The sequence below is a fragment of the Comamonas granuli NBRC 101663 genome (assembly GCF_000739995.1).
Lineage (GTDB): Bacteria > Pseudomonadota > Gammaproteobacteria > Burkholderiales > Burkholderiaceae_C > Simplicispira > Simplicispira granuli.
The window spans coordinates 24,640-43,784 of the sequence record NZ_BBJX01000020.1 but is presented as its reverse complement, the minus strand read 5'-3'; the positions used below and the strand labels follow the sequence as shown (position 1 = coordinate 43,784).

Below are 19,145 nucleotides of genomic sequence, written 5' to 3'. Positions count from 1 at the left end.
CTGGGCTTTCTGCGCCTGCACGGCTGCGAGCAGTTCCAGGGCTATCTGTTCGGGCGGCCCGTGCCGGCCGAGGTCTTCGAGCACGAGCTGCGCGGCGACCGGACGGGGCATTTCTCGCACCCGGCCTGAAGCCCCCGGCACAATGGCGGGGATGAGCAAACAGCTATTGATCGCTGGCGCGGGCATCGGCGGCATGGCCGCTGCGCTGGCGGCTGCTCGTGCGGGCTGGGAGGTGCGCCTGTTCGAGCGCGCGCCCGTATTTGCCGAGGTGGGCGCCGGCGTGCAACTCGGCCCCAATGCTGTGCGCTGCCTGCAGGCCTGGGGACTGGAAGCCGCCCTGCGCGCCGTGGCGGCCTTTCCCGCGCAGTTGCAGGTGCGCAGCGCCCTGTCCGCCGGCGTGCTCGCCAGCCTGCCGCTGGGCCCGAGCACGCTGCGGCGCTACGGCGCCCCCTACGCCACCATCCACCGCGCCGACCTGCATGGCCTGCTGGCCCAGGCCGTGCAGGAACTGCCCGCCGTGCAGCAGACCCTGGACTGCCCCATCGTGCGCCACGAGGACACGGGCGGCGCCGTGCTGGTGCGCCTGGCGCGCGGCAAGGACATCGAGGGCGACGTCCTCGTCGGCGCCGACGGGCTGTACAGCCGCACGCGTGCCCAGTTGCTGGGCGACGGGCCGCCGCGCTTTACCGGCCACCTGGCCTACCGCGCGCTCGTGCCGCTCCAGGCGCTGCCCGCGCCCTGGCGCGCATCGCAGGTCACGGCCTGGCTGGGGCCGCGCCTGCACGCCGTGCACTACCCGGTGCGCAGCGGCGCATGGGTCAACCTCGTGGTCATCGTCCACGGGCCCGCGCCGCAGGACCTGGAGCACTGGGACCACGCCGCCAACGCCGCCGGCCTGGAACAGGCGCTGTGTGGCACGCACCCGGAGCTGCAGGAGGTGGTGCGCAGCGTGGCCGCTGCGGGCGGCCAGTGGCGCCTGTGGCCCCTGTGCGACCGCGCGCCCCTGGCGCGCGCCGACGACATGGCGCGCGGCCTGGTGGCCCTGCTCGGCGATGCCGCCCACCCCATGCCCCCGTACCTGGCCCAGGGGGCGGGCATGGCCATCGAGGACGCCATGCAGTTGCAGGCTGCGCTGGCCATGCACGACGTGGAGGTGCCCTTGCGCCTGCGCCGCTATGCGCTCAACCGCTGGCAGCGCGCTGCGCGCGTGCAGGCGCGTTCGCAGCGCAATGGGCGCATCTTCCACGCCACGGGGCCACTGCGCTGGGCGCGCGATGCGGCCTTGCGCCTGTTCGGGCAGCGGTTGCTGGACCTGCCCTGGCTCTACCGCGCCTGAGCGGCCACGGCGGCCGGGCGTGCGCGGCTCACAGGCTGCGCAACACCGCGCGCACGGGCGAGGCGTCCGCCGTCATCAGCTTGAGCGGCAGGGCAATGAGCTCATAGTCGCCCGCGGGCACGGCGCTGAGCTCCAGGTTTTCCAGCACGCGCAGGCCGCGCCGGCGCAATACCTGGTGGCTGGGCAGGGCGGTGCTGTCGGCGGGGTCCACGCTGGGGGTGTCCACCCCCACGAGCTGCACGCCCCGGTCGGCCAGGCGTTCGAGCACCTCGGGGGCGAGGGCGCTGAACTGCGCGCTCCAGCCCTGCGGTGCGGCGTGCTGGCGGGTGCGCAGCAGCACGCGCGGCGGCAGGCTGGCGTCCATGGCGTGGGCGATGTCGTTCCAGTGCAGCAGCGGCCTGCCAGCCAGCGCATGCACCACCCGGCACGGGCCCAGGAAGGGCTCCAGCGCCAGGCTGCCCACGGCGGCGCCCTGCGGGTCGTAGTGCAGCGGGGCGTCGGCGTGCGCACCCAGGTGGGTGGTGAGCGTGAGCGTACCCACATTGACCGCGCAGTGCGGGCCCAGGGTGCTGCTCCACGCCAGGTGCAGGGGGCTGTCCCCGGGGTACACCGGCGTGGCGGCATCCAGGGCGGGGGAGATGTCCCAGAGGCGAGGCATGGCGCATTATCCGGTTGATCCAGCACAAACAGTGAGGCCTTGCAGCGCCGTCCTGCTTGCCGTGCCCGAGCGCCAAGTACTACAATAGACAATAAGAATGGTTTTTATTTAGATCATCATGGACGCAGCCCTCCCCCTGACCGCCCCTGCTCCCACCGCCGCGGGTGAGCCGGGCCTGGTGCACTGGCCCTTGCGCACCGATGCCTGGGTGCAGGGCCTGGACATGGAGGCCGCGGCCGAAGACGCCGACCTGCTGCTGCGCCTGCTGGAAATCGGCTTTCTGCCGGGCGAGCGCGTGCAGGTGCTGGCGCGCGCCTTTCCCGCGGGCGACCCGATCGCCGTGCGCGTGGGGCGTTCGACCTTCGCCCTGCGCCGGCGCGAGGCGGCGCTGGTGCGCATCGTCGCCAGACCGCCCGCGCCGATGGGTGCGGCATGAGCACGGCGGCATGGCGCCTGGCGCTGCTGGGCCATCCCAACAGCGGCAAGACGGCGCTGTTCAATCTCTTGACCGGCAGCCGCCAGAAGGTGGCCAACTACGCCGGCGTGACGGTCGAGCGCAAGGAGGGCCAGCTCACCACGCCCTCGGGCCAGGTGCTGCGCGTGCTCGACCTGCCCGGCGCCTACAGCCTCAATGCACTGAGTTCCGACGAAGCCGTCACGCGCGATGTGATCACCGGCCAGCGCGCGGGCGAGGGCACGCCGGCGCTGCTGGTGTGCGTGGTCGACGCCACGCGCCTGCAACTGGGCCTGCGCATGGTGCTGGAAACCCGGGCCATGGGCCTGCCCATGGTGCTGGCGCTGAACATGAGCGACGCCGCGCGCCGTGCGGGCATCGCCATCGACTGCGCCGTGCTCGAACGCGAGCTGGGCATGCCGGTGGTGGAGACCGTAGGCATCCGCAAGGGCGGCGCACGCGCACTCGTGCAATGGCTCGATGGCTGGCGCCCCTCGGGCGCCGTGCAGCCCCGCCCCTGGCAGGCGCAGGGGCCGGCGCAGGTGCTGCAGACGCAGCAGGAGGCGCGCCGCATCATGCGCCTGGCCGTGCAGGAGCCCGAACACCTGCCGCACTGGGACGACGCCATCGACCGCGTCGTGCTGCACCCGCTGTGGGGCATGCTGCTGCTGGCAGGCACCATGTTCCTGATGTTCCAGGCCGTGTTCAGTTGGGCCGCCGTGCCCATGGACGCCATCGATGCCGGGGTGGCTGCCCTGGGGGGATGGCTGCACGCCCACCTGCCCGAGGGGGTGCTGCGCAGCCTGCTGGTCGACGGCATCGTCGCCGGGGCCGGCGGCGTACTGGTGTTCCTGCCGCAGATCCTGATCCTGTTCTTCTTCATCCTCGCGCTGGAGGATTCGGGCTACCTGCCGCGCGCGGCCTTTCTGCTCGACCGCATCATGGGCAGCGTGGGCCTGTCGGGGCGCTCGTTCATCCCGCTGCTGTCGAGCTTTGCCTGCGCCATCCCCGGCATCATGGCCACGCGCAGCATCACGCACTGGCGCGAGCGGCTGGTCACCATCATGATCGCGCCGCTCATGACCTGCTCGGCACGGCTGCCGGTGTATGCGCTGCTGATTGCGGCCTTCATCCCCGCGCGCACGGTGGCGGGCGTGTTCAACCTGCAGGGGCTGGTGATGTTTGCGCTCTATCTGGGTGGCATCCTGGGCGCCATGGCCGTGGCCGCCGTGCTCAAGCTCTGGCGCGGCAAGCTGCGGCCGACGCCGCTCCTCATGGAGCTGCCGTCCTACCGCCTGCCCAGCGCGCGCAGCCTGGCGCAGGGCCTATATGAGCGCGCCGCCATCTTCGTCAAGCGCGTGGGCGGCATCATCCTGGCGCTGTCGGTGCTGCTGTGGTTCCTCTCGTCCTTCCCGGCGCCGCCCGAGGGGGCGGCGGGCGCGGCCATCCAGTACAGCCTGGCGGGCCAGCTCGGCCGCGCCCTGGAGGTGGTGCTGGCGCCGCTGGGTTTCAACTGGCAGATCGCCGTGGCCCTGGTGCCCGGCATGGCGGCGCGCGAGGTGGTGGTCAGCGCCCTGGGCACGGTGTACGCGCTCTCGGCCACGGGCGACGAGACGGCCGCGCAGCTCGGCAGCCTGATCGCCCAGCAGTGGTCGCTAGCCACGGCGCTGTCGCTGCTGGCGTGGTTCGTGTTTGCGCCGCAGTGCATCTCCACGCTGGCCACGGTGCGGCGCGAGACCAACTCCTGGCGCCTGGCGCTGCTCATGGCCGCCTACATGTTTGCACTGGCCTACAGCGCGAGCTGGCTCACGTACCGGCTGGCGCTGGCCTGGGGAGGGGGCTGAACGATGTGGCAGGAAATCGCCGTGGGCGCCATCGTGGCGCTGGCTGGGCTCTACGCCCTGTGGTACTGGCTGCCTGCGGCCTGGCGCCAGCGCCTGGGGCGCGTGCGGCCCGAACTGGCGCAGGCGCCGGCGTGCGGCGCCTGCAGCACCTGTGGCGGCTGCGCCACCCCGGCGGCGCCGGCCGCGCGGCCGGCCGAGGCGGGCCAGACGGTGTGGATGCGCTCCAAGCCCTAGTGCAGCACTAGCGGATGCTATCGAAAATATAGCTACTTGCGCTTGCCTGGAAAGCCCTGGAGGCCAATTCGGCGTTCAATGATCGGGGTAGGCCCCGAGCCCATGGCGCAGGCGGGCGCGCTCGCAGGCCGCGCTGCCGGGTTCGAACTCGCGGCACGGCGAGGGGCGCCATTCGTAAATGCCGCAGGACGCTTGCACGCCCACGCGGCCCGTGAGTGCCGCGCAGCGCGGCGGGCTGTGGTCGGTGCCGCGCATGCGGCGCAGGGTGTCGGTCACTTCCACGGCCAGGCCGTCGGGCACGTCGCCGCCCCGTTCCTGGGTTTCGCAGGCGGAAAAGTCCACGCGAAAACTCGCGCAGCAGGCGCCGCAGCTCAGGCAGGGGTGGGGCATGGCGCGCAGGCGGCCGGCGGGGGTGTCAGGCAATGCGGCCGAGCAAAAGGTACTCCATGAGCGCCTTTTGCACGTGCATCCGGTTTTCCGCCTCGTCCCAGACCACGGATTGCGGGCCGTCGATGACCTCGGCCTGCACCTCTTCGCCGCGGTGCGCGGGCAGGCAGTGCATGAACAGGGCCTCGGGCTTGGCCACGGCCATCATGGCCTCGTCCACGCACCAGTCGGCAAAGGCCTTCTTGCGCTTCTCGTTTTCGGCCTCGTAGCCCATGCTGGTCCACACGTCGGTGGTCACCAGGTCGGCGCCGCGGCAGGCGTCCAGCGGGTTGGCAAACACCTGGTAGCAGCCCGCACGCGGTGTGCGTGCGCCGAAGGCGAGTTTTTCATCCACCTCGTAGCCGCCGGGCGTGCTCACGTGCACGGTAAAGCCCAGCAGGTCGGCTGCCTGCAGCCAGGTGTTGGCCATGTTGTTGCCGTCGCCCACCCAGGCGACCACCTTGCCCGCGATGCTGCCGCGGTGCTCGATGAAGGTGAAGATGTCGGCCAGGATCTGGCAGGGGTGGAACTCGTTGGTCAGGCCGTTGATGACGGGCACGCGCGAATACTGCGCAAAGCGCTCGATCTTGGTCTGCTCGAAGGTGCGGATCATCACCAGGTCGGTCATGCGGCTGATGACGCGCGCCGAGTCCTCGATGGGCTCGGCGCGGCCGAGCTGGCTGTCGCCCGTCGTCAGGTGCACCACGCTGCCGCCCATCTGGTACATGCCGGCCTCGAAGCTCACGCGCGTGCGCGTGCTGGCCTTCTCGAAGATCATGGCCAGCGTGCGGTCCGTCAGGGGCTGGTACTTTTCGTAGGCCTTGAACTTCTTCTTGATGAAGGCGGCGCGTTCGAGCAGGTAGGCGTATTCGTCGGCGTTGAAGTCGTTGAACTGCAGGTAGTGTTTCATGGCTGTCTCGCAGGGGCTCATTCGGCCAGCAAGGCCTGGACCAGGGGGGTGAGCCGGGCGACGATCTCGTCGGCCTCGGCGGTGGTGAGGATCAGCGGCGGCACGATGCGGATCACGCTCTCGGCCGTCACGCTGATGAGCAGGCCGGCATCGGCTGCGCGGCCCACCAGGGCGCCGCAGGGCTTGTCCAGCTCCACGCCGATCATCAGGCCCTGGCCGCGCACCTCCTTCACGCCGCTCAAACTGCCCAGTGCCGACCGCAGCGCGGCCTGCAGGTGTGCGCCCACGTGGGCGGCGTTCTGCAGCAGGCCGTCTTCTTCCATGATGCGGATGGTTTCCACCCCCGCGCGCATGGCCAGCGGGTTGCCGCCGAAGGTGGTGCCGTGGTTGCCCGGCTGCAGCACGTTGGCGGCCTTGGGGCCGGCCACCACGGCGCCCACGGGCACGCCCGAACCCAGGCCCTTGGCCAGCGGCATCACGTCGGGCACGATGCCGGCCCACTGGTGGGCAAACCACTTGCCGGTGCGGCCCATGCCGCACTGCACTTCGTCGATCATCATGAGCCAGCCGCGCTCGTCGCAGAGCTGGCGCAGCTGCTGCAGGTACTCGATGCGCATGGGGTTGACGCCGCCTTCGCCCTGGATGGTCTCGAAGAATACGGCCACCACATTGGGGTTGCCCTCGGTGGCGCGGCGCAGGGCCTCGATGTCGTTCTGCGGCACGCGGATGAAGCCCTCCACCAGCGGACCGAAGCCGGCCTGGACCTTGGGGTTGCCCGTGGCCGACAGGGTGGCGATGGAGCGGCCGTGGAAGGCCTTCTCGTACACCACCACTTCGGGCTTCTCGATGCCCTGGTCGTGGCCGAACTTGCGTGCAATCTTGAGCGCGGCCTCGTTGGCCTCCAGGCCGGAGTTGCAGAAGAACACGTTCTGCATGCCCGACAGCGCCACGAGCTTGGCGGCCAGTTGCTCCTGCAGCGGCACGTGGTAGTAGTTGGAGGTGTGGATGAGCTGCGTGAGTTGGTGCTGCAGCGCGGGCACCAGCCTGGCGTGGTTGTGGCCCAGGGTGTTGACGGCGATGCCGCCCAGCGCGTCGAGGTACTCCTTGCCGTTCACGTCCCACACGCGGCAGCCCTGGCCGCGCTGCAGTGCGATGGGCACGCGGCCATAGGTGTTCATCACGTGGGGCGAGGCAGCCTCGATCAAAGCGGTCATGCAACTATCTCCAGACGGGAAACGAAAGCCCGGGCGGCCTGCGGTGCGCGCTCCGGGGAAAAGAGAGGTCGATTCTAGGGCGTGTGGCCGCCGGCGATGCATGAGGATGCCGCATCACAGCGATGCATGCCCATGCACGCACCCGGGGGCTTGTAAGCCCGGTGTCGGCCTGGTCTTATATAAGAGTTAGAATGCCCGGTTGCGGCGCCGCCGGCAGCGATCCTGCCCTGTTCGTCCTTTCACCCACCACCCACCCGATGGTCACCCCTTCCAGCAAAGAAGTCTTCATCCAAGGCATCACGAGCAGCGGCAAGACCTTCCGCCCCAGCGACTGGGCCGAGCGCCTGGCGGGCGTGATGAGCAGCTTTCGCCCCGGAGGGGCGCGGCCCGGCAGCCACCTGAGCTATTCCCCCTGGTGCATTCCCACGGCCATCAATGGTGTCAAGTGCGTGGTGGTCCACCGCGCGCTGCGCGATCACGAGCCCATGGCCTGGGACTTCGTCATGAACTTCGCGCGCGACAACGACCTGCAGATGATCGAGGCCTGCCTGCTGCCCGATCCGCCGCCGCCCGCGCCCTGATGCGCAGGGCGGCCCGCGGCCGCCCCGCTGCGGCCGGACTCAGCCCAGTGCCTTGACCACCGCGTCGCCCATCTGCACCGTGCCCACCTTGGTGGTGCCCTCGCTGTAGATGTCGGGCGTGCGCAGGCCCTGGGCCAGCACGGTTTGCACGGCCTTCTCGATGCGGTCGGCGGCTTCGGCCTGGTTGAGGCTGAAGCGCAGCATCATGGCGGCCGAGAGGATGGTGGCCAGCGGGTTGGCCACGCCCTTGCCCGCGATGTCGGGCGCGCTGCCGTGGCTGGGCTCGTACAGCCCTTGCTTCCTGTCGTTGAGCGAAGCGGAGGGCAGCATGCCGATGGAGCCGGTGAGCATGGAGGCTTCGTCCGAGAGGATGTCGCCGAACATGTTGCCGGTGACGATCACGTCGAAGGCCTTGGGCTTCTTCACGAGCTGCATGGCGGCGTTGTCCACGTACATGTGTTCGAGCTGCACGTCGGGGTAGTCCTGGTGCACCTCGGTGACCACGTCCTTCCAGAACTGGAAGGTCTCGAGCACGTTGGCCTTGTCCACGCTGGTGACCTTCTTGCCGCGCTTGCGCGCCGCCTCGAAGGCCACGCGGGCGATGCGCTCGATCTCGGGGCGGCTGTAGCGCATGGTGTCGAAGGCTTCCTCGGCGCCGGGGAAGTGCCCGTCCACGGCCGTGCGGCGGCCGCGCGGCTGGCCGAAGTAGATGTCGCCCGTGAGCTCGCGGATGATGAGGATGTCCAGGCCCGCGACCAGCTCGGGCTTGAGGCTGGAGGCGTGCGTGAGCTGCTCGTAGCAGATGGCCGGGCGGAAGTTGGCGAACAGGCCCAGCGCCTTGCGCAGGCCCAGGATGGCCTGCTCGGGGCGCAGCGGGCGGTCCAGTGTGTCGTATTTCCAGTCGCCCACGGCGCCGAACAGGATGGCGTCGGCTTCCTTCGCGAGCTGGAGGGTGGACTCGGGCAGCGGGTGGCCCGCGGCTTCGTAGGCGGCGCCGCCCACGGGGGCGGTTTCCATTGCGAACTTCAAGTCCAGGGCCTGGAGCACCTTGACGGCCTCGGCGACGATTTCGGTACCGATGCCGTCACCCGGCAGCACTGCGATTTTCATGGTCGATTCACTTCTATTTTGATAGCTGGTAGCGCTTGACTGGCAAGCGCTGGAGGTCAATTTGGCACAAATGTTCGGCGTCTTCAGGACGCCATGGTGTGCGCCAGCCAGGGCTTGGTGGCCAGGCGGTGGGCTTCAAAGGCCTGGATCTTGTCCTTGTGGCGCAGCGTCAGGCCGATGTCGTCGTAGCCGCCCAGCAGGCAGTACTTGCGGAACGGCAGCACGTCGAAGGCGATTTCCTCGCCCTGCGGGCGCACGACCACCTGGCGCTCCAGATCGATGGTGAGCTGGTAGCCGGGGAAGGCGTGCACCTCGTCAAAGAGCTGGGACACCGTGGCCTCGGGCAGCACGATGGGCAGCAGGCCGTTCTTGAAGCAGTTGTTGAAGAAGATGTCGGCAAAGCTGGGCGCGATGATGGCGCGAAAGCCGTACTGCTGCAGCGCCCAGGGCGCGTGCTCGCGGCTGGAGCCGCAGCCGAAGTTCCTGCGCGCCAGCAGGATGCTCGCCCCCTGGTAGCGGCTCTGGTTGAGCACGAAGTCCGGGTTGGGCTTGCGCGCGCTCTCGGGCACGCCGGGCTCGCCGGGCTGGTCCAGGTAGCGCCACTCGTCGAACAGGTTGGGGCCGAAGCCCGTCTTCTTGATCGACTTGAGGAACTGCTTGGGAATGATGGCGTCGGTATCGACGTTCTCGCGGTCCATGGGGGCGACCAGGCCCTGGTGGATGGTGAATTTCTGCATGCCGGGTCCTTATTTGTTGGCGGCACGCTCAATGGCGTTGCCGGCCTTTTGCACGTCCTGGCCCACGCCCTTGACGGTGTTGCAGCCTGCCAGCGCCAGGCTGAGCAGCAGGGTGATGAAAGCGGCGGTCTTCTGCATGGTGCACTCCTTCAGGCGAATTGGCGGATGTCGACGAAATGGCCGTGGATGGCCGCCGCGGCCGCCATGGCCGGGCTGACCAGGTGGGTGCGTCCGCCCGCACCCTGGCGGCCCTCGAAGTTGCGGTTGCTGGTCGAGGCGCAGCGCTCGCCGCTCTCCAGGCGGTCGGCGTTCATGGCCAGGCACATGGAGCAGCCGGGCTCGCGCCACTCGAAGCCTGCGGCGCGGAAGATCTCGTGCAGGCCCTCGGCCTCGGCCTGCTCCTTCACCAGGCCCGAGCCCGGCACGACCATGGCCAGCTTGATGTTGCGGGCCACCTTCTGGCCCAGCTTCTTGACCACGGCGGCGGCGGCGCGCAGGTCCTCGATGCGGCTGTTGGTGCACGAGCCGATGAACACCTTGTCCACGAAGATGTCCTGCAGCGGCTTGCCGGGGGTCAGGCCCATATAGGTCAGGGCGCGCTCCATGGCCTGGCGCTTGTTGGCGTCCTTTTCCTTGTCAGGGTCGGGCACGCTGGCGTTCACGTCCAGCACCATCTCGGGGCTGGTGCCCCAGGTGACCTGCGGCGCGATGTCCTCGCCGCGCAGCGTGACCACGGCGTCGAACTGCGCGTCGGCGTCGGAGTGCAGCGTCTTCCAGTAGGCCACGGCCTGCTCCCATTCCACGCCCGTGGGCGCCATGGGGCGGCCCTTGACGTAGTCGATGGTCTTGTCGTCCACGGCCACCAGGCCGGCGCGCGCCCCGGCCTCGATGGCCATGTTGCACACCGTCATGCGGCCTTCCATGGACAGGGCGCGGATGGTCTCGCCCGCGAACTCGATGGTGTAGCCCGTGCCGCCCGCCGTGCCGATCTTGCCGATGATGGCCAGCACGATGTCCTTGGCGGTGATGCCCGGCGCCACCTTGCCATCCACGCGGATGAGCATGTTCCTGGCCTTCTTGGCCAGCAGGGTCTGCGTGGCCAGCACATGCTCGACCTCGCTGGTGCCGATGCCGTGCGCCAGCGCGCCGAAGGCGCCGTGCGTGCTCGTGTGGCTGTCGCCGCAGACCACCGTCATGCCCGGCAGCGTGGCGCCGTTCTCGGGGCCGATGACATGCACGATGCCCTGGCGCTTGCTCATGAAGGGGAAGAACGCCGCCGCGCCCACCGCGGCAATGTTCTTGTCCAGCGTGACGATCTGCTCCTTGCTGATGGGGTCGGCAATGCCGTCGTAGCCCAGTTCCCAGCCCGTGGTGGGCGTGTTGTGGTCGGCCGTGGCGACGATGGAGCTCGTGCGCCAGACCTTGCGCCCGGCCTCGCGCAGGCCCTCGAAGGCCTGCGGGCTGGTCACTTCGTGCACCAGGTGGCGGTCGATGTAGAGCACGGCCGTGCCGTCCTCTTCGGTGTGGACGACGTGCTCGTCGAAGATCTTGTCGTACAGGGTGCGTCCCATGGCGTTCTCGTTTCGTTGGACAGGTGGGGTTGGAAATTCTAGGCCGCGCGCGCGGCGGGCGTGAGGTGGTCGGCCAGCAGCCGTGCGGTGGCGGGCAGGGCGGCGAAGTCGCGTGCCACCAGGCTCAGCTCGCGCTGCGCCCAGGGCTCGGCCAGCGGCACGGCGGCCAGGCGCCCCACGCCCTGCATGAGCGCGAATGCGCGGTCGGGCAGCAGGCCCACGCCCAGGCCGTTGTCAATCATGCGGCACATGGCGTCCAGGCTGGTGACCTGGATGCGTTGGCGCAGCGGCCGCCCGGCCTGCGCCGCGGCCGCCCGCATGGCCAGGCTGATGCTGCTGCCGGCGTGCAGGCCGACGATGTCGCAGGCCAGCACTTCTTCAAACTGGATGGCTTCGCGCGCCGACAGGGCATGCCCTTGTGGCACGACCAGCACCAGATGATCGCTACGGTAGGGGCGGCTTTGCAGGCCCTTGTCCATGGCTGTGGCGGGCAGCTTGCACAGCCCCAGGTCGGCCGCGCCCTCCTGCACGGCGTGCAGCACGGCGGGCGAGAGATGCTCCTGCAGGTCGATCTTGATCTGGCTGTGCATGCGCGCAAAGGCGCCCAGGTCCTCGGGCAGGAACTGCACGATGGCCGAGATGTTGGCATGCACGCGCACATGGCCGCGCACGCCGCCCGCGTATTCCGCCAGCTCGCCCTGCATGCGCTCCAGGCCGAACAGCACGGTGCGTGCATGGTGCAGCAGGCTTTCGCCCGCGGGGGTGAGCAGCACGCCGCGGCTGTGGCGCTGCAGCAAGGGGGTCTCGGCAGCGGCTTCCAGCTCCGCCAGGCGCTTGCTCACGGCCGAGGCGGCAATGAACTCCTGCTGCGCCGCGCGCGCAATGCTGCCGTGCTCGCACACGGCAACGAAAAGCTGCAGCGAAGTGAGGTCGATGCGGCGCGCAAAACTGCGCTCGGTGCGTACCATGACGGAATATCAGGCGTCTCGATTGGAGAAGTCTGCTGATTTTCCACTGAACAAAACCAGTTTGTCATCGCAAGATACGATGCCTTACATGCTTTTTGGTGTCAGCAAGAGCCTCGCTGCCTGCCAGTCGCCCTAGACAGTGGCTGTGCTGCCGTGCTCGGGCACTGCGGCGCGCCAGCGCAGCTCGTGCGCGATGCGCTCGCGCAGCATGTCGGCCGCCTGCATCTCGCCGTGCACCACGTAGACCTGCTCCGGCGCATGCTCCATGCGGCGCAGCCAGGCCAGGGTCTGGGTGGCGTCGGCGTGCGCCGAGGCCGAGGTCAGCTGTACCACCTCGGCGCGGATGGCCACGTCCTGGCCATGGATGCGTATGCTTTTCTCGCCGGCCGCAATGCGTGCGCCGCGCGTGCCGGGTGCCTGGTGGCCGGTGATGACGATCATGTTGCGGTGGTCGCCCGCGTACAGGGCCAGGTGGTGCAGCACACGCCCGCCCGTGGCCATGCCGCTGGCCGAGAGAATGACCATGGGGCCATGGCGCCGCGCCAGGGCTTTCGATTGGTCGGTGGTTTCCACCATGGTGGCGCAGTGCGAGAGGGCGTGCACCTGCTGGGCGTTCAGGCGGTGCTCGCCGGGGTAGCGCTCGAACAGGCCGGTGGTGCTCACGGCCATGGGGCTGTCGAGGAACACCGGCAGCGAGGCGGGCAGCACGCCCTGGCCCTTGAGCTGCTGGATGGCATGCAGCACCGATTGCGCCCGGCCCACGGCGAAGACCGGCACCACGGCCACGCCGCCGCGCTGCGCCAGACGCTGCAGGGCCGGGCCCAGCTCCTGCAGCATGTCCTGCGCCGGGTGCTCGCGGTCGCCGTAGGTGGACTCGACGAGCACGGTGTCGGCCGCGGGCGGTGCCTCGGGCGGGGTCATGAGCAGGTCGTCGGTGCGCCCCAGGTCGCCCGAGAACAGGATGCGCCGCCCGCCCACTTCCAGCAGTACGCTGGCCGCGCCCAGGATGTGCCCGGCGTGCGTGAATTGCACGCGCCAGCCGGGAATGGGCTCGAAGGGCTTGTGGAAGGCGTGCGTGCGGAACTGCTTGAGGCAGTGCAGGGCGTCGAGCCGCGTGTACAGCGGCAGCGCCGGCTGGTGCCGGGTGAGGGCGTGGCGGTTGAGGAAGGCGGCGTCCTCCTCCTGCAGGTGCCCGCTGTCGGGCAGCAGGATGGCGCAGAGATCGCGTGTGCCCGGCGTGCAATGGATGGGCTTGGTGTAGCCGTCGCGCGCGAGCAGCGGCAGGTAGCCGCTGTGGTCCAGGTGCGCGTGCGTGAGGACCACGGCGTCGATCTGGCGCGGCGTCAGGGGCAGGCGCTGCCAGTTGCGCTCACGCAGCAGCTTGTAGCCCTGGAACAGCCCGCAATCGACGAGCAGGCTGTGGCTGTTGTGCCGAACGAGGTATTTGGAGCCGGTGACGGTGCCGGCTCCGCCCAGAAAGGTGATGCTGACGGACATGGGGGCCATCCTGACGGGGGGATGGCCTCCATGGTAACGGCAGTCAGCTGAAGAAGCTCTTGAGCCGGTCCGTCCAGCTCTCGGCCGACGGCGAGTGCTTGGCGCCGCCCTTCTTCAGCGATTCCTCGAGCTCGCGCAGGAGCTTCCTCTGGTACTCGGTGAGCTTGACCGGCGTCTCGACCACGATATGGCAGTACAGGTCGCCGGGGTAGCTCGCGCGCACGCCCTTGATGCCCTTGCCGCGCAGGCGGAACTGCTTGCCCGCCTGCGTGCCTTCGGGAATGTCGATGGCCGCCTTGCCCGCGAGCGTGGGCACCTCGATCTCGCCACCCAGCGCCGCCGTGATGAAGCTCACGGGCACCTGGCAGTGCAGATCGTCGCCGTCGCGCTCGAAGATGTCGTGCTTCTTGATGCGGATCTCGATGTACAGGTCGCCGGGCGGCCCGCCATTGGTGCCGGGCTCGCCATTGCCGGTGCTGCGGATGCGCATGCCGTCGTCGATGCCGGCGGGGATCTTCACCTCCAGCGTCTTCTGGCGCTTGACCTTGCCCTGGCCATGGCAGGTCATGCAGGGCTCGGGAATGATCTTGCCCGTGCCGCGGCAGTGCGGACAGGTCTGCTGCACGCTGAAGAAGCCCTGGCGCATCTGCACCGTGCCGCTGCCCTGGCAGGTGCCGCAGGTCTTGGCGCTGGTTCCGGGCTTGGCGCCGCTGCCGTGGCAGGTGTCGCAGGCCTCCCAGCTCGGGATGCGGATCTGCGCATCCTTGCCCTTGGCGGCCTCCTCGAGGGTGATCTCCATGGCGTAGGACAGGTCGCTGCCGCGGTACACGCGGTTGCCGCCGCGCCCGCGCCCCTGGCCGAACATGTCGCCGAAGATGTCGCCAAAGGCCTCGGCAAAGCCGCCGAAGCCCTCGGCGCCCGGGCCTCCCGGGCCGCGCATGTTCGGGTCCACGCCGGCGTGGCCGTACTGGTCGTAGGCGGCGCGCTTTTGCGCGTCCGAGAGCATCTCGTAGGCCTCCTTGACCTCCTTGAATTTCTCCTCGGCGCCCTTGGCCGCATCACCCTGGTTGCGGTCAGGGTGGTACTTCATCGCCAGCTTGCGATAGGCCTTCTTGATGTCGTCCTCGGAGGCGTTCTTGGCAACGCCGAGGACTTCGTAATAGTCTCGCTTGGACATGCTTGCAAATCCGGTGGCTTTGAAGAGGCAACGCCGCGCGGGCCTCCTGCATCAGGGCAGGGTACCAGCGCGGCGGGGAGTCAGCGCAGGCGCCGCATCAGCCCTTCTTGACCTCCTTCACCTCGGCGTCGACCACGTTGTCGTCATCGGCCGGCTTGCTGGCCGATGCGCTGCTGCCCGCATCGGAGGCGCCGGCGCCCGCCGCCGCCTGGGCGGCCTGGGCTTCGGCGTACATCTTCTCGCCCAGCTTCTGGCTGGCGGCCATGAGGGCGTTGGTCTTGTCCTCGATGGCAGCCTTGTCCTCGCCCTTGAGCACTTCCTCCAAGGCCTTGACGGCGGCTTCGATGGCGGACTTCTCACCCGCGTCGAGCTTGTCGCCATGCTCGGACAGGCTCTTGTTCACGCTGTGTACGGCAGCCTCGCCCTGGTTGCGCGCCTGCACGAGTTCGAGCTTCTTCTTGTCTTCGGCCGCGTTGAGTTCGGCGTCCTTGACCATGCGCTGGATCTCGTCCTCGGACAGGCCGGAGTTCGCCTTGATGGTGATCTTGTTCTCCTTGCCCGTGCCCTTGTCCTTGGCCGAGACGTGCAGGATGCCGTTGGCGTCGATGTCGAAGGTCACCTCGATCTGGGGCAGGCCGCGCGGTGCGGGCGGGATGCCCTCGAGGTTGAACTCGCCCAGCAGCTTATTGCCGCTGGCCATCTCGCGCTCGCCCTGGAAGACCTTGATGGTCACGGCCGGCTGGTTGTCGTCGGCGGTGGAAAAGGTCTGCGCGAACTTGGTCGGGATGGTCGTGTTCTTGGTGATCATCTTGGTCATCACGCCGCCCAGGGTCTCGATGCCCAGGGACAGTGGGGTGACGTCCAGCAGCAGCACGTCCTTGCGGTCGCCCGAGAGCACCTGGCCCTGGATGGCGGCGCCCACGGCCACGGCCTCATCGGGGTTGACGTCCTTGCGCGGCTCCTTGCCGAAGAACTCCTTGACCTTGTCCTGCACCTTGGGCATGCGCGTCATGCCGCCGACCAGGATCACGTCGTTGATGTCGGAGACGGACACGCCCGCGTCCTTGATGGCCGTGCGGCAGGGCGCGATGGTGCGCTCGATCAGGTCTTCCACCAGGCTTTCGAGCTTGGCGCGCGTGAGCTTGATGTTCAGGTGCTTGGGGCCCGAGGCGTCGGCCGTGATGTAGGGCAGGTTGATGTCGGTCGCGGCCGAGCTCGAGAGCTCGATCTTGGCCTTCTCGGCGGCTTCCTTCAGGCGCTGCAGTGCGAGCACGTCCTTGGACAGGTCCACGCCCTGGTCCTTCTTGAACTCGCCGATGATGTAGTCGATGATGCGCTGATCGAAGTCCTCGCCGCCCAGGAAGGTGTCGCCGTTGGTGGCCAGGACCTCGAACTGCTTTTCGCCGTCCACGTCGGCGATCTCGATGATGGACACGTCGAACGTGCCGCCGCCCAGGTCATACACGGCGATCTTGCGGTCGCCCTTGTCCTGCTTGTCCAGGCCGAAGGCCAGGGCCGCAGCCGTGGGCTCGTTGATGATGCGCTTGACGTCCAGGCCGGCGATGCGGCCGGCGTCCTTGGTGGCCTGGCGCTGGCTGTCGTTGAAGTAGGCCGGCACCGTGATCACGGCCTCGGTCACGGGCTCGCCCAGGTAGTCCTCGGCGGTCTTCTTCATCTTGCGCAGCACCTCGGCGCTGATCTGCGGCGGGGCCAGCTTCTGGCCGCGCACTTCCACCCAGGCGTCGCCGTTGTCGGCGCGGGTGATGGTGAAGGGCATCAGGTCGATGTCCTTCTGGACTTCCTTTTCCTCGAACTTGCGGCCGATCAGGCGCTTGGCGGCATAGATCGTGTTCTTGGGGTTGGTGACGGCCTGGCGCTTGGCCGAGGCGCCGACCAGAATCTCGCCGTCTTCCTGGTACGCGATGATGGAAGGCGTGGTGCGCGCACCTTCGCTGTTCTCGATCACGCGCGTGGTGTTGCCTTCCATGATGGACACGCAGCTATTGGTGGTGCCCAGGTCGATGCCGATGATCTTTCCCATGTTGTTCTCCGTGGTATCTGAAAAAAGAGGGATGTTTGTTACGTGTGGATAACTCGCCGGGCTTCAAGCCGGGCCGCCGGAAATTTCTACTTGGGCGCCGCCACCGTGACCAGCGCCGGGCGCAGTACGCGCTCGGCGATGAGGTAGCCCTTCTGCAGCGTGGACACGACGGTGTTGGCCTCCTGCTCGGCCGGCACCACGCTGATGGCCTGGTGCTGGTGCGGGTTGAACTTCTCGCCCGGCGCCGGGGCGATCACGAGCACCTTGTTGCGCTCCAGGGCTGAGACGAGCTGGCGCCGCGTGGCGTCCGAGCCCTCGCGCAGTTGCTCGGCCGTGGCATTGTCGATGGCCAGCGCCGCATCCAGGCTGTCGCACACGGGCAGCAGGCTCTCGGCAAAGCTCTCGATGCCGAACTTGCGTGCCTTGGAGATTTCGTCCTCCGCGCGGCGGCGGGCGTTCTCGGCCTCGGCCTTGGCACGCAGGAACTGGTCGGCCAGATCGGCGCTCTTGGCCTTGAGCTCGGCCAGTTCGCTTTGCAGGCGTGTCAGCTCGTCGTTGGCATGGGCCGCCATGGCGGCTTCCAGTTCTTCGGGCGAAGGGGCGGCAGCTTGGGCTTGGGAGTCGGACATAGGTGATGAATATGAAACTCGGGACGTGGACAAAAACCGCTACCGCGGGCACCTGGGGACGCAGGCGCGGATTTCAAGGCGGTGCGCGGAAAAAGGCGCCGGAGTGGCCTGCACCCGGCGCTGGCGCCAGGGCGAAGTGTACAAGGGCGGGGCGGGCGGTTATAATCGCCTGCTTTGCCTTGCCACACCGCTACTTGACGCAGCGGGCGGCTTTAACCACAAGGAGTGTGCATGCGTCACTATGAAATCATTTTGTTGATCCACCCGGATCAGAGCGAGCAGGTTCCGGCCATGCTGGAGCGTTACAAGGGCATGATCACCCAGGGCGGCGGCAAGATCCACCGCGTGGAAGACTGGGGCCGCCGCCAGCTGGCGTACCTGATCAACAAGCTCGCCAAGGCCCACTACCTGTGCCTGAACATCGAGGCCGACCAGGCCGTGATGGCCGAGCTGGAGCACGCCTTCAAGTTCAACGACGCCGTGCTGCGCCACCTGACGGTGCAGAAGAAGAAGGCCGAGACCGGTTCCTCGTCCATGATGAAGACCGTCGAGCGCGAGGAAGCGCGCAAGGCCAGCCAGGCAGAAGTTGCCGGCGGCGAGCGCTGAGCAGCGGCTTGTAGCGAGGAGTGGATAACCACGTTGTCCTGACTGCCTGCATCGCCGAGGCCCAGCCCATGCGGTTCACGCCCGCTGGAGTCCCCGCGATCGAGCTGCGCCTGGAGCACGGCTCGCAGCAGGTAGAAGCCGGACACATGCGCGAAGTGCGGTTGCTCATCAAGGCCCAGGCCTTTGGTGCGATGGCCGAGCGGCTGGCCCGCCAGCCCCTGGGAAGCCAGTGGCACTTCAGCGGATTCCTGGCCTCGGCGCGCAACAGCAAGTCCGTGGTTCTCCACATCCAGGATATTCAACAAGATTAATTTTCGAGAGGCTTCACATGGCCACGTTCAAGAAATTCAACAAAGACAAGCGCCCCAAGCGCAATACCCAGTCGCTGCTGTTCAAGCGCAAGCGCTTCTGCCGCTTCACGGTCGCCGGCGTCGAGGAAATCGACTACAAGGACGTCGACACCCTGCGCGACTTCATCGCTGAGAACGGCAAGATCATCCCCGCGCGCCTGACCGGCACGCGCGCCATCTACCAGCGCCAGCTCAACACCGCCATCAAGCGCGCGCGCTTCCTGGCCCTGTTGCCCTACAGCGACCAGCACAAGATCTAAGGAGCACGACCCATGCAAATCATCCTGCTCGACAAGGTCGTCAACCTCGGCAACCTCGGCGAAATCGTCAAGGTCAAGGACGGCTACGCCCGCAACTTCCTGATCCCCACGGGCCGCGCCCGCCGCGCCACCGCTGCCGCCAAGGCCGAGTTCGAGGCCAAGCGCGCCGAGCTCGAAAAGGCTGCTGCCGAGAAGCTGGCTGCCGCCCAGGCCCAGGGCGAGAAGCTCGCCGGCTCCACCATCAAGCTGACCCAGAAGGCCGGCGTCGATGGCCGTCTGTTCGGCTCCGTGACCAACCATGACGTCGCCGAAGAGCTCAACAAGCAAGGCTACAAGGTCGTGAAGTCCCAGGTGCGCATGCCCAACGGCCCCATCAAGATGGTGGGCGACAGCACCGTGAGCGTGGCGCTGCACACCGACGTGGTCGTCGAGATCACCGTCTCGGTCTACGGCGAAACCGCCTGAACCGCGGGGTTTCGGCCCCCTTCGCTCCCAACCGCCTTCGGGCGGTTTTTTTTTATGGTGCGCGCGCTACCTGTGCA

General features: G+C 68.3%; 22 protein-coding genes. 9 read left to right on the top strand and 13 right to left on the bottom strand.

The genetic code is table 11. The annotated features are described in order from the left end of the window. Window positions 1–151: 151 nt before the first annotated feature. Window positions 152–1,336, top strand: coding sequence for an FAD-dependent monooxygenase (locus tag CGR01S_RS15385; protein ID WP_042429320.1), 1,185 nt, complete (start codon window positions 152–154; stop codon window positions 1,334–1,336). 28 nt (window positions 1,337–1,364) lie between these two features. Here the strand turns inward: CGR01S_RS15385 and kynB are convergent, their stop codons facing one another. Next, entirely contained in the window at window positions 1,365–1,994 is a 630-nt protein-coding gene (kynB, locus tag CGR01S_RS15380) for an arylformamidase (protein WP_042429305.1), read from the bottom strand. A gap of 118 nt (window positions 1,995–2,112) precedes the next feature. On the opposite strand from kynB, the gene CGR01S_RS15375 reads away from it, so the two are divergent. Genes CGR01S_RS15375 through CGR01S_RS15365 form a run of 3 tightly spaced genes read left to right on the top strand, consistent with a single transcriptional unit; the run spans window position 2,113 to window position 4,526 of the window. Continuing rightward, a complete protein-coding gene (locus CGR01S_RS15375) occupies window positions 2,113–2,430 on the top strand; it encodes a FeoA family protein (protein ID WP_042429302.1) in 318 nt (105 codons plus the stop codon). Continuing rightward, on the top strand, window positions 2,427–4,292 hold the full coding sequence (gene feoB / locus CGR01S_RS15370) for a ferrous iron transporter B (protein WP_042429299.1): 1,866 nt from the start codon (window positions 2,427–2,429) through the stop codon (window positions 4,290–4,292). Before CGR01S_RS15375 ends, feoB begins: the two co-directional genes overlap by 4 nt. A 3-nt stretch (window positions 4,293–4,295) precedes the next feature. Next, window positions 4,296–4,526, top strand: coding sequence for a hypothetical protein (locus CGR01S_RS15365; RefSeq protein ID WP_042429297.1), 231 nt, complete (start codon window positions 4,296–4,298; stop codon window positions 4,524–4,526). A gap of 75 nt (window positions 4,527–4,601) precedes the next feature. Here CGR01S_RS15365 and CGR01S_RS15360 read toward each other — a convergent pair whose 3' ends face one another. Genes CGR01S_RS15360 through CGR01S_RS15350 form a run of 3 tightly spaced genes read right to left on the bottom strand, consistent with a single transcriptional unit; the run spans window position 4,602 to window position 7,076 of the window. Further along, complete coding sequence (locus CGR01S_RS15360; RefSeq protein WP_042429317.1) at window positions 4,602–4,916, bottom strand: YkgJ family cysteine cluster protein; 315 nt, start codon at window positions 4,914–4,916, stop codon at window positions 4,602–4,604. Between the two features lie 25 nt (window positions 4,917–4,941). Continuing rightward, complete coding sequence (gene argF / locus CGR01S_RS15355; RefSeq protein ID WP_042429295.1) at window positions 4,942–5,862, bottom strand: ornithine carbamoyltransferase; 921 nt, start codon at window positions 5,860–5,862, stop codon at window positions 4,942–4,944. Window positions 5,863–5,879: 17 nt separating this feature from the next. Continuing rightward, a complete protein-coding gene (locus CGR01S_RS15350; RefSeq protein WP_042429293.1) occupies window positions 5,880–7,076 on the bottom strand; it encodes an aspartate aminotransferase family protein in 1,197 nt (398 codons plus the stop codon). A 257-nt stretch (window positions 7,077–7,333) separates the two neighbouring features. Between CGR01S_RS15350 and CGR01S_RS15345 the strand changes: the two genes are divergently transcribed. Then, on the top strand, window positions 7,334–7,657 hold the full coding sequence (locus CGR01S_RS15345) for a DUF3579 domain-containing protein (protein ID WP_042429291.1): 324 nt from the start codon (window positions 7,334–7,336) through the stop codon (window positions 7,655–7,657). A gap of 39 nt (window positions 7,658–7,696) precedes the next feature. Here the strand turns inward: CGR01S_RS15345 and leuB are convergent, their stop codons facing one another. The 9 genes from leuB to grpE form a co-directional block, all read right to left on the bottom strand. Next, entirely contained in the window at window positions 7,697–8,767 is a 1,071-nt protein-coding gene (gene leuB / locus CGR01S_RS15340; RefSeq protein ID WP_042429290.1) for a 3-isopropylmalate dehydrogenase, read from the bottom strand. An 83-nt stretch (window positions 8,768–8,850) separates the two neighbouring features. Then, a complete protein-coding gene (gene leuD / locus CGR01S_RS15335; protein ID WP_042429287.1) occupies window positions 8,851–9,504 on the bottom strand; it encodes a 3-isopropylmalate dehydratase small subunit in 654 nt (217 codons plus the stop codon). A gap of 9 nt (window positions 9,505–9,513) precedes the next feature. Next, entirely contained in the window at window positions 9,514–9,642 is a 129-nt protein-coding gene (locus tag CGR01S_RS15330; RefSeq protein WP_042429284.1) for an entericidin A/B family lipoprotein, read from the bottom strand. An 11-nt stretch (window positions 9,643–9,653) separates the two neighbouring features. Then, window positions 9,654–11,075: a 3-isopropylmalate dehydratase large subunit gene (gene leuC, locus CGR01S_RS15325; RefSeq protein WP_042429282.1), complete on the bottom strand. Its 1,422-nt coding sequence runs from the start codon at window positions 11,073–11,075 to the stop codon at window positions 9,654–9,656. A gap of 38 nt (window positions 11,076–11,113) precedes the next feature. Then, window positions 11,114–12,043, bottom strand: coding sequence for a LysR family transcriptional regulator (locus CGR01S_RS15320; RefSeq protein ID WP_042429279.1), 930 nt, complete (start codon window positions 12,041–12,043; stop codon window positions 11,114–11,116). Window positions 12,044–12,175: 132 nt separating this feature from the next. Next, on the bottom strand, window positions 12,176–13,540 hold the full coding sequence (locus CGR01S_RS15315; protein WP_042429276.1) for an MBL fold metallo-hydrolase: 1,365 nt from the start codon (window positions 13,538–13,540) through the stop codon (window positions 12,176–12,178). Between the two features lie 43 nt (window positions 13,541–13,583). Continuing rightward, window positions 13,584–14,717: a molecular chaperone DnaJ gene (dnaJ, locus tag CGR01S_RS15310; protein WP_042429272.1), complete on the bottom strand. Its 1,134-nt coding sequence runs from the start codon at window positions 14,715–14,717 to the stop codon at window positions 13,584–13,586. A gap of 97 nt (window positions 14,718–14,814) precedes the next feature. Continuing rightward, window positions 14,815–16,758: a molecular chaperone DnaK gene (dnaK, locus tag CGR01S_RS15305; protein WP_042429269.1), complete on the bottom strand. Its 1,944-nt coding sequence runs from the start codon at window positions 16,756–16,758 to the stop codon at window positions 14,815–14,817. A gap of 86 nt (window positions 16,759–16,844) precedes the next feature. Further along, window positions 16,845–17,387, bottom strand: coding sequence for a nucleotide exchange factor GrpE (grpE, locus tag CGR01S_RS15300; RefSeq protein ID WP_042429266.1), 543 nt, complete (start codon window positions 17,385–17,387; stop codon window positions 16,845–16,847). A gap of 231 nt (window positions 17,388–17,618) precedes the next feature. On the opposite strand from grpE, the gene rpsF reads away from it, so the two are divergent. The 4 genes from rpsF to rplI are packed head-to-tail and all read left to right on the top strand — an operon-like array spanning window position 17,619 to window position 19,068. After that, a complete protein-coding gene (rpsF, locus tag CGR01S_RS15295; RefSeq protein WP_042429263.1) occupies window positions 17,619–17,993 on the top strand; it encodes a 30S ribosomal protein S6 in 375 nt (124 codons plus the stop codon). Window positions 17,994–18,013: 20 nt separating this feature from the next. Then, entirely contained in the window at window positions 18,014–18,304 is a 291-nt protein-coding gene (gene priB, locus CGR01S_RS15290) for a primosomal replication protein N (RefSeq protein WP_042429260.1), read from the top strand. Between the two features lie 17 nt (window positions 18,305–18,321). Further along, window positions 18,322–18,603 carry a 30S ribosomal protein S18 gene (gene rpsR, locus CGR01S_RS15285; RefSeq protein WP_011806335.1) on the top strand — a complete coding sequence of 94 codons (282 nt, stop codon included), beginning with the start codon at window positions 18,322–18,324 and terminating at the stop codon, window positions 18,601–18,603. 12 nt (window positions 18,604–18,615) lie between these two features. After that, the gene (gene rplI, locus CGR01S_RS15280; RefSeq protein WP_042429255.1) at window positions 18,616–19,068 is read left to right on the top strand and encodes a 50S ribosomal protein L9; all 453 of its coding nucleotides are present in this window, start codon (window positions 18,616–18,618) and stop codon (window positions 19,066–19,068) included. Window positions 19,069–19,145 lie beyond the last annotated feature (77 nt).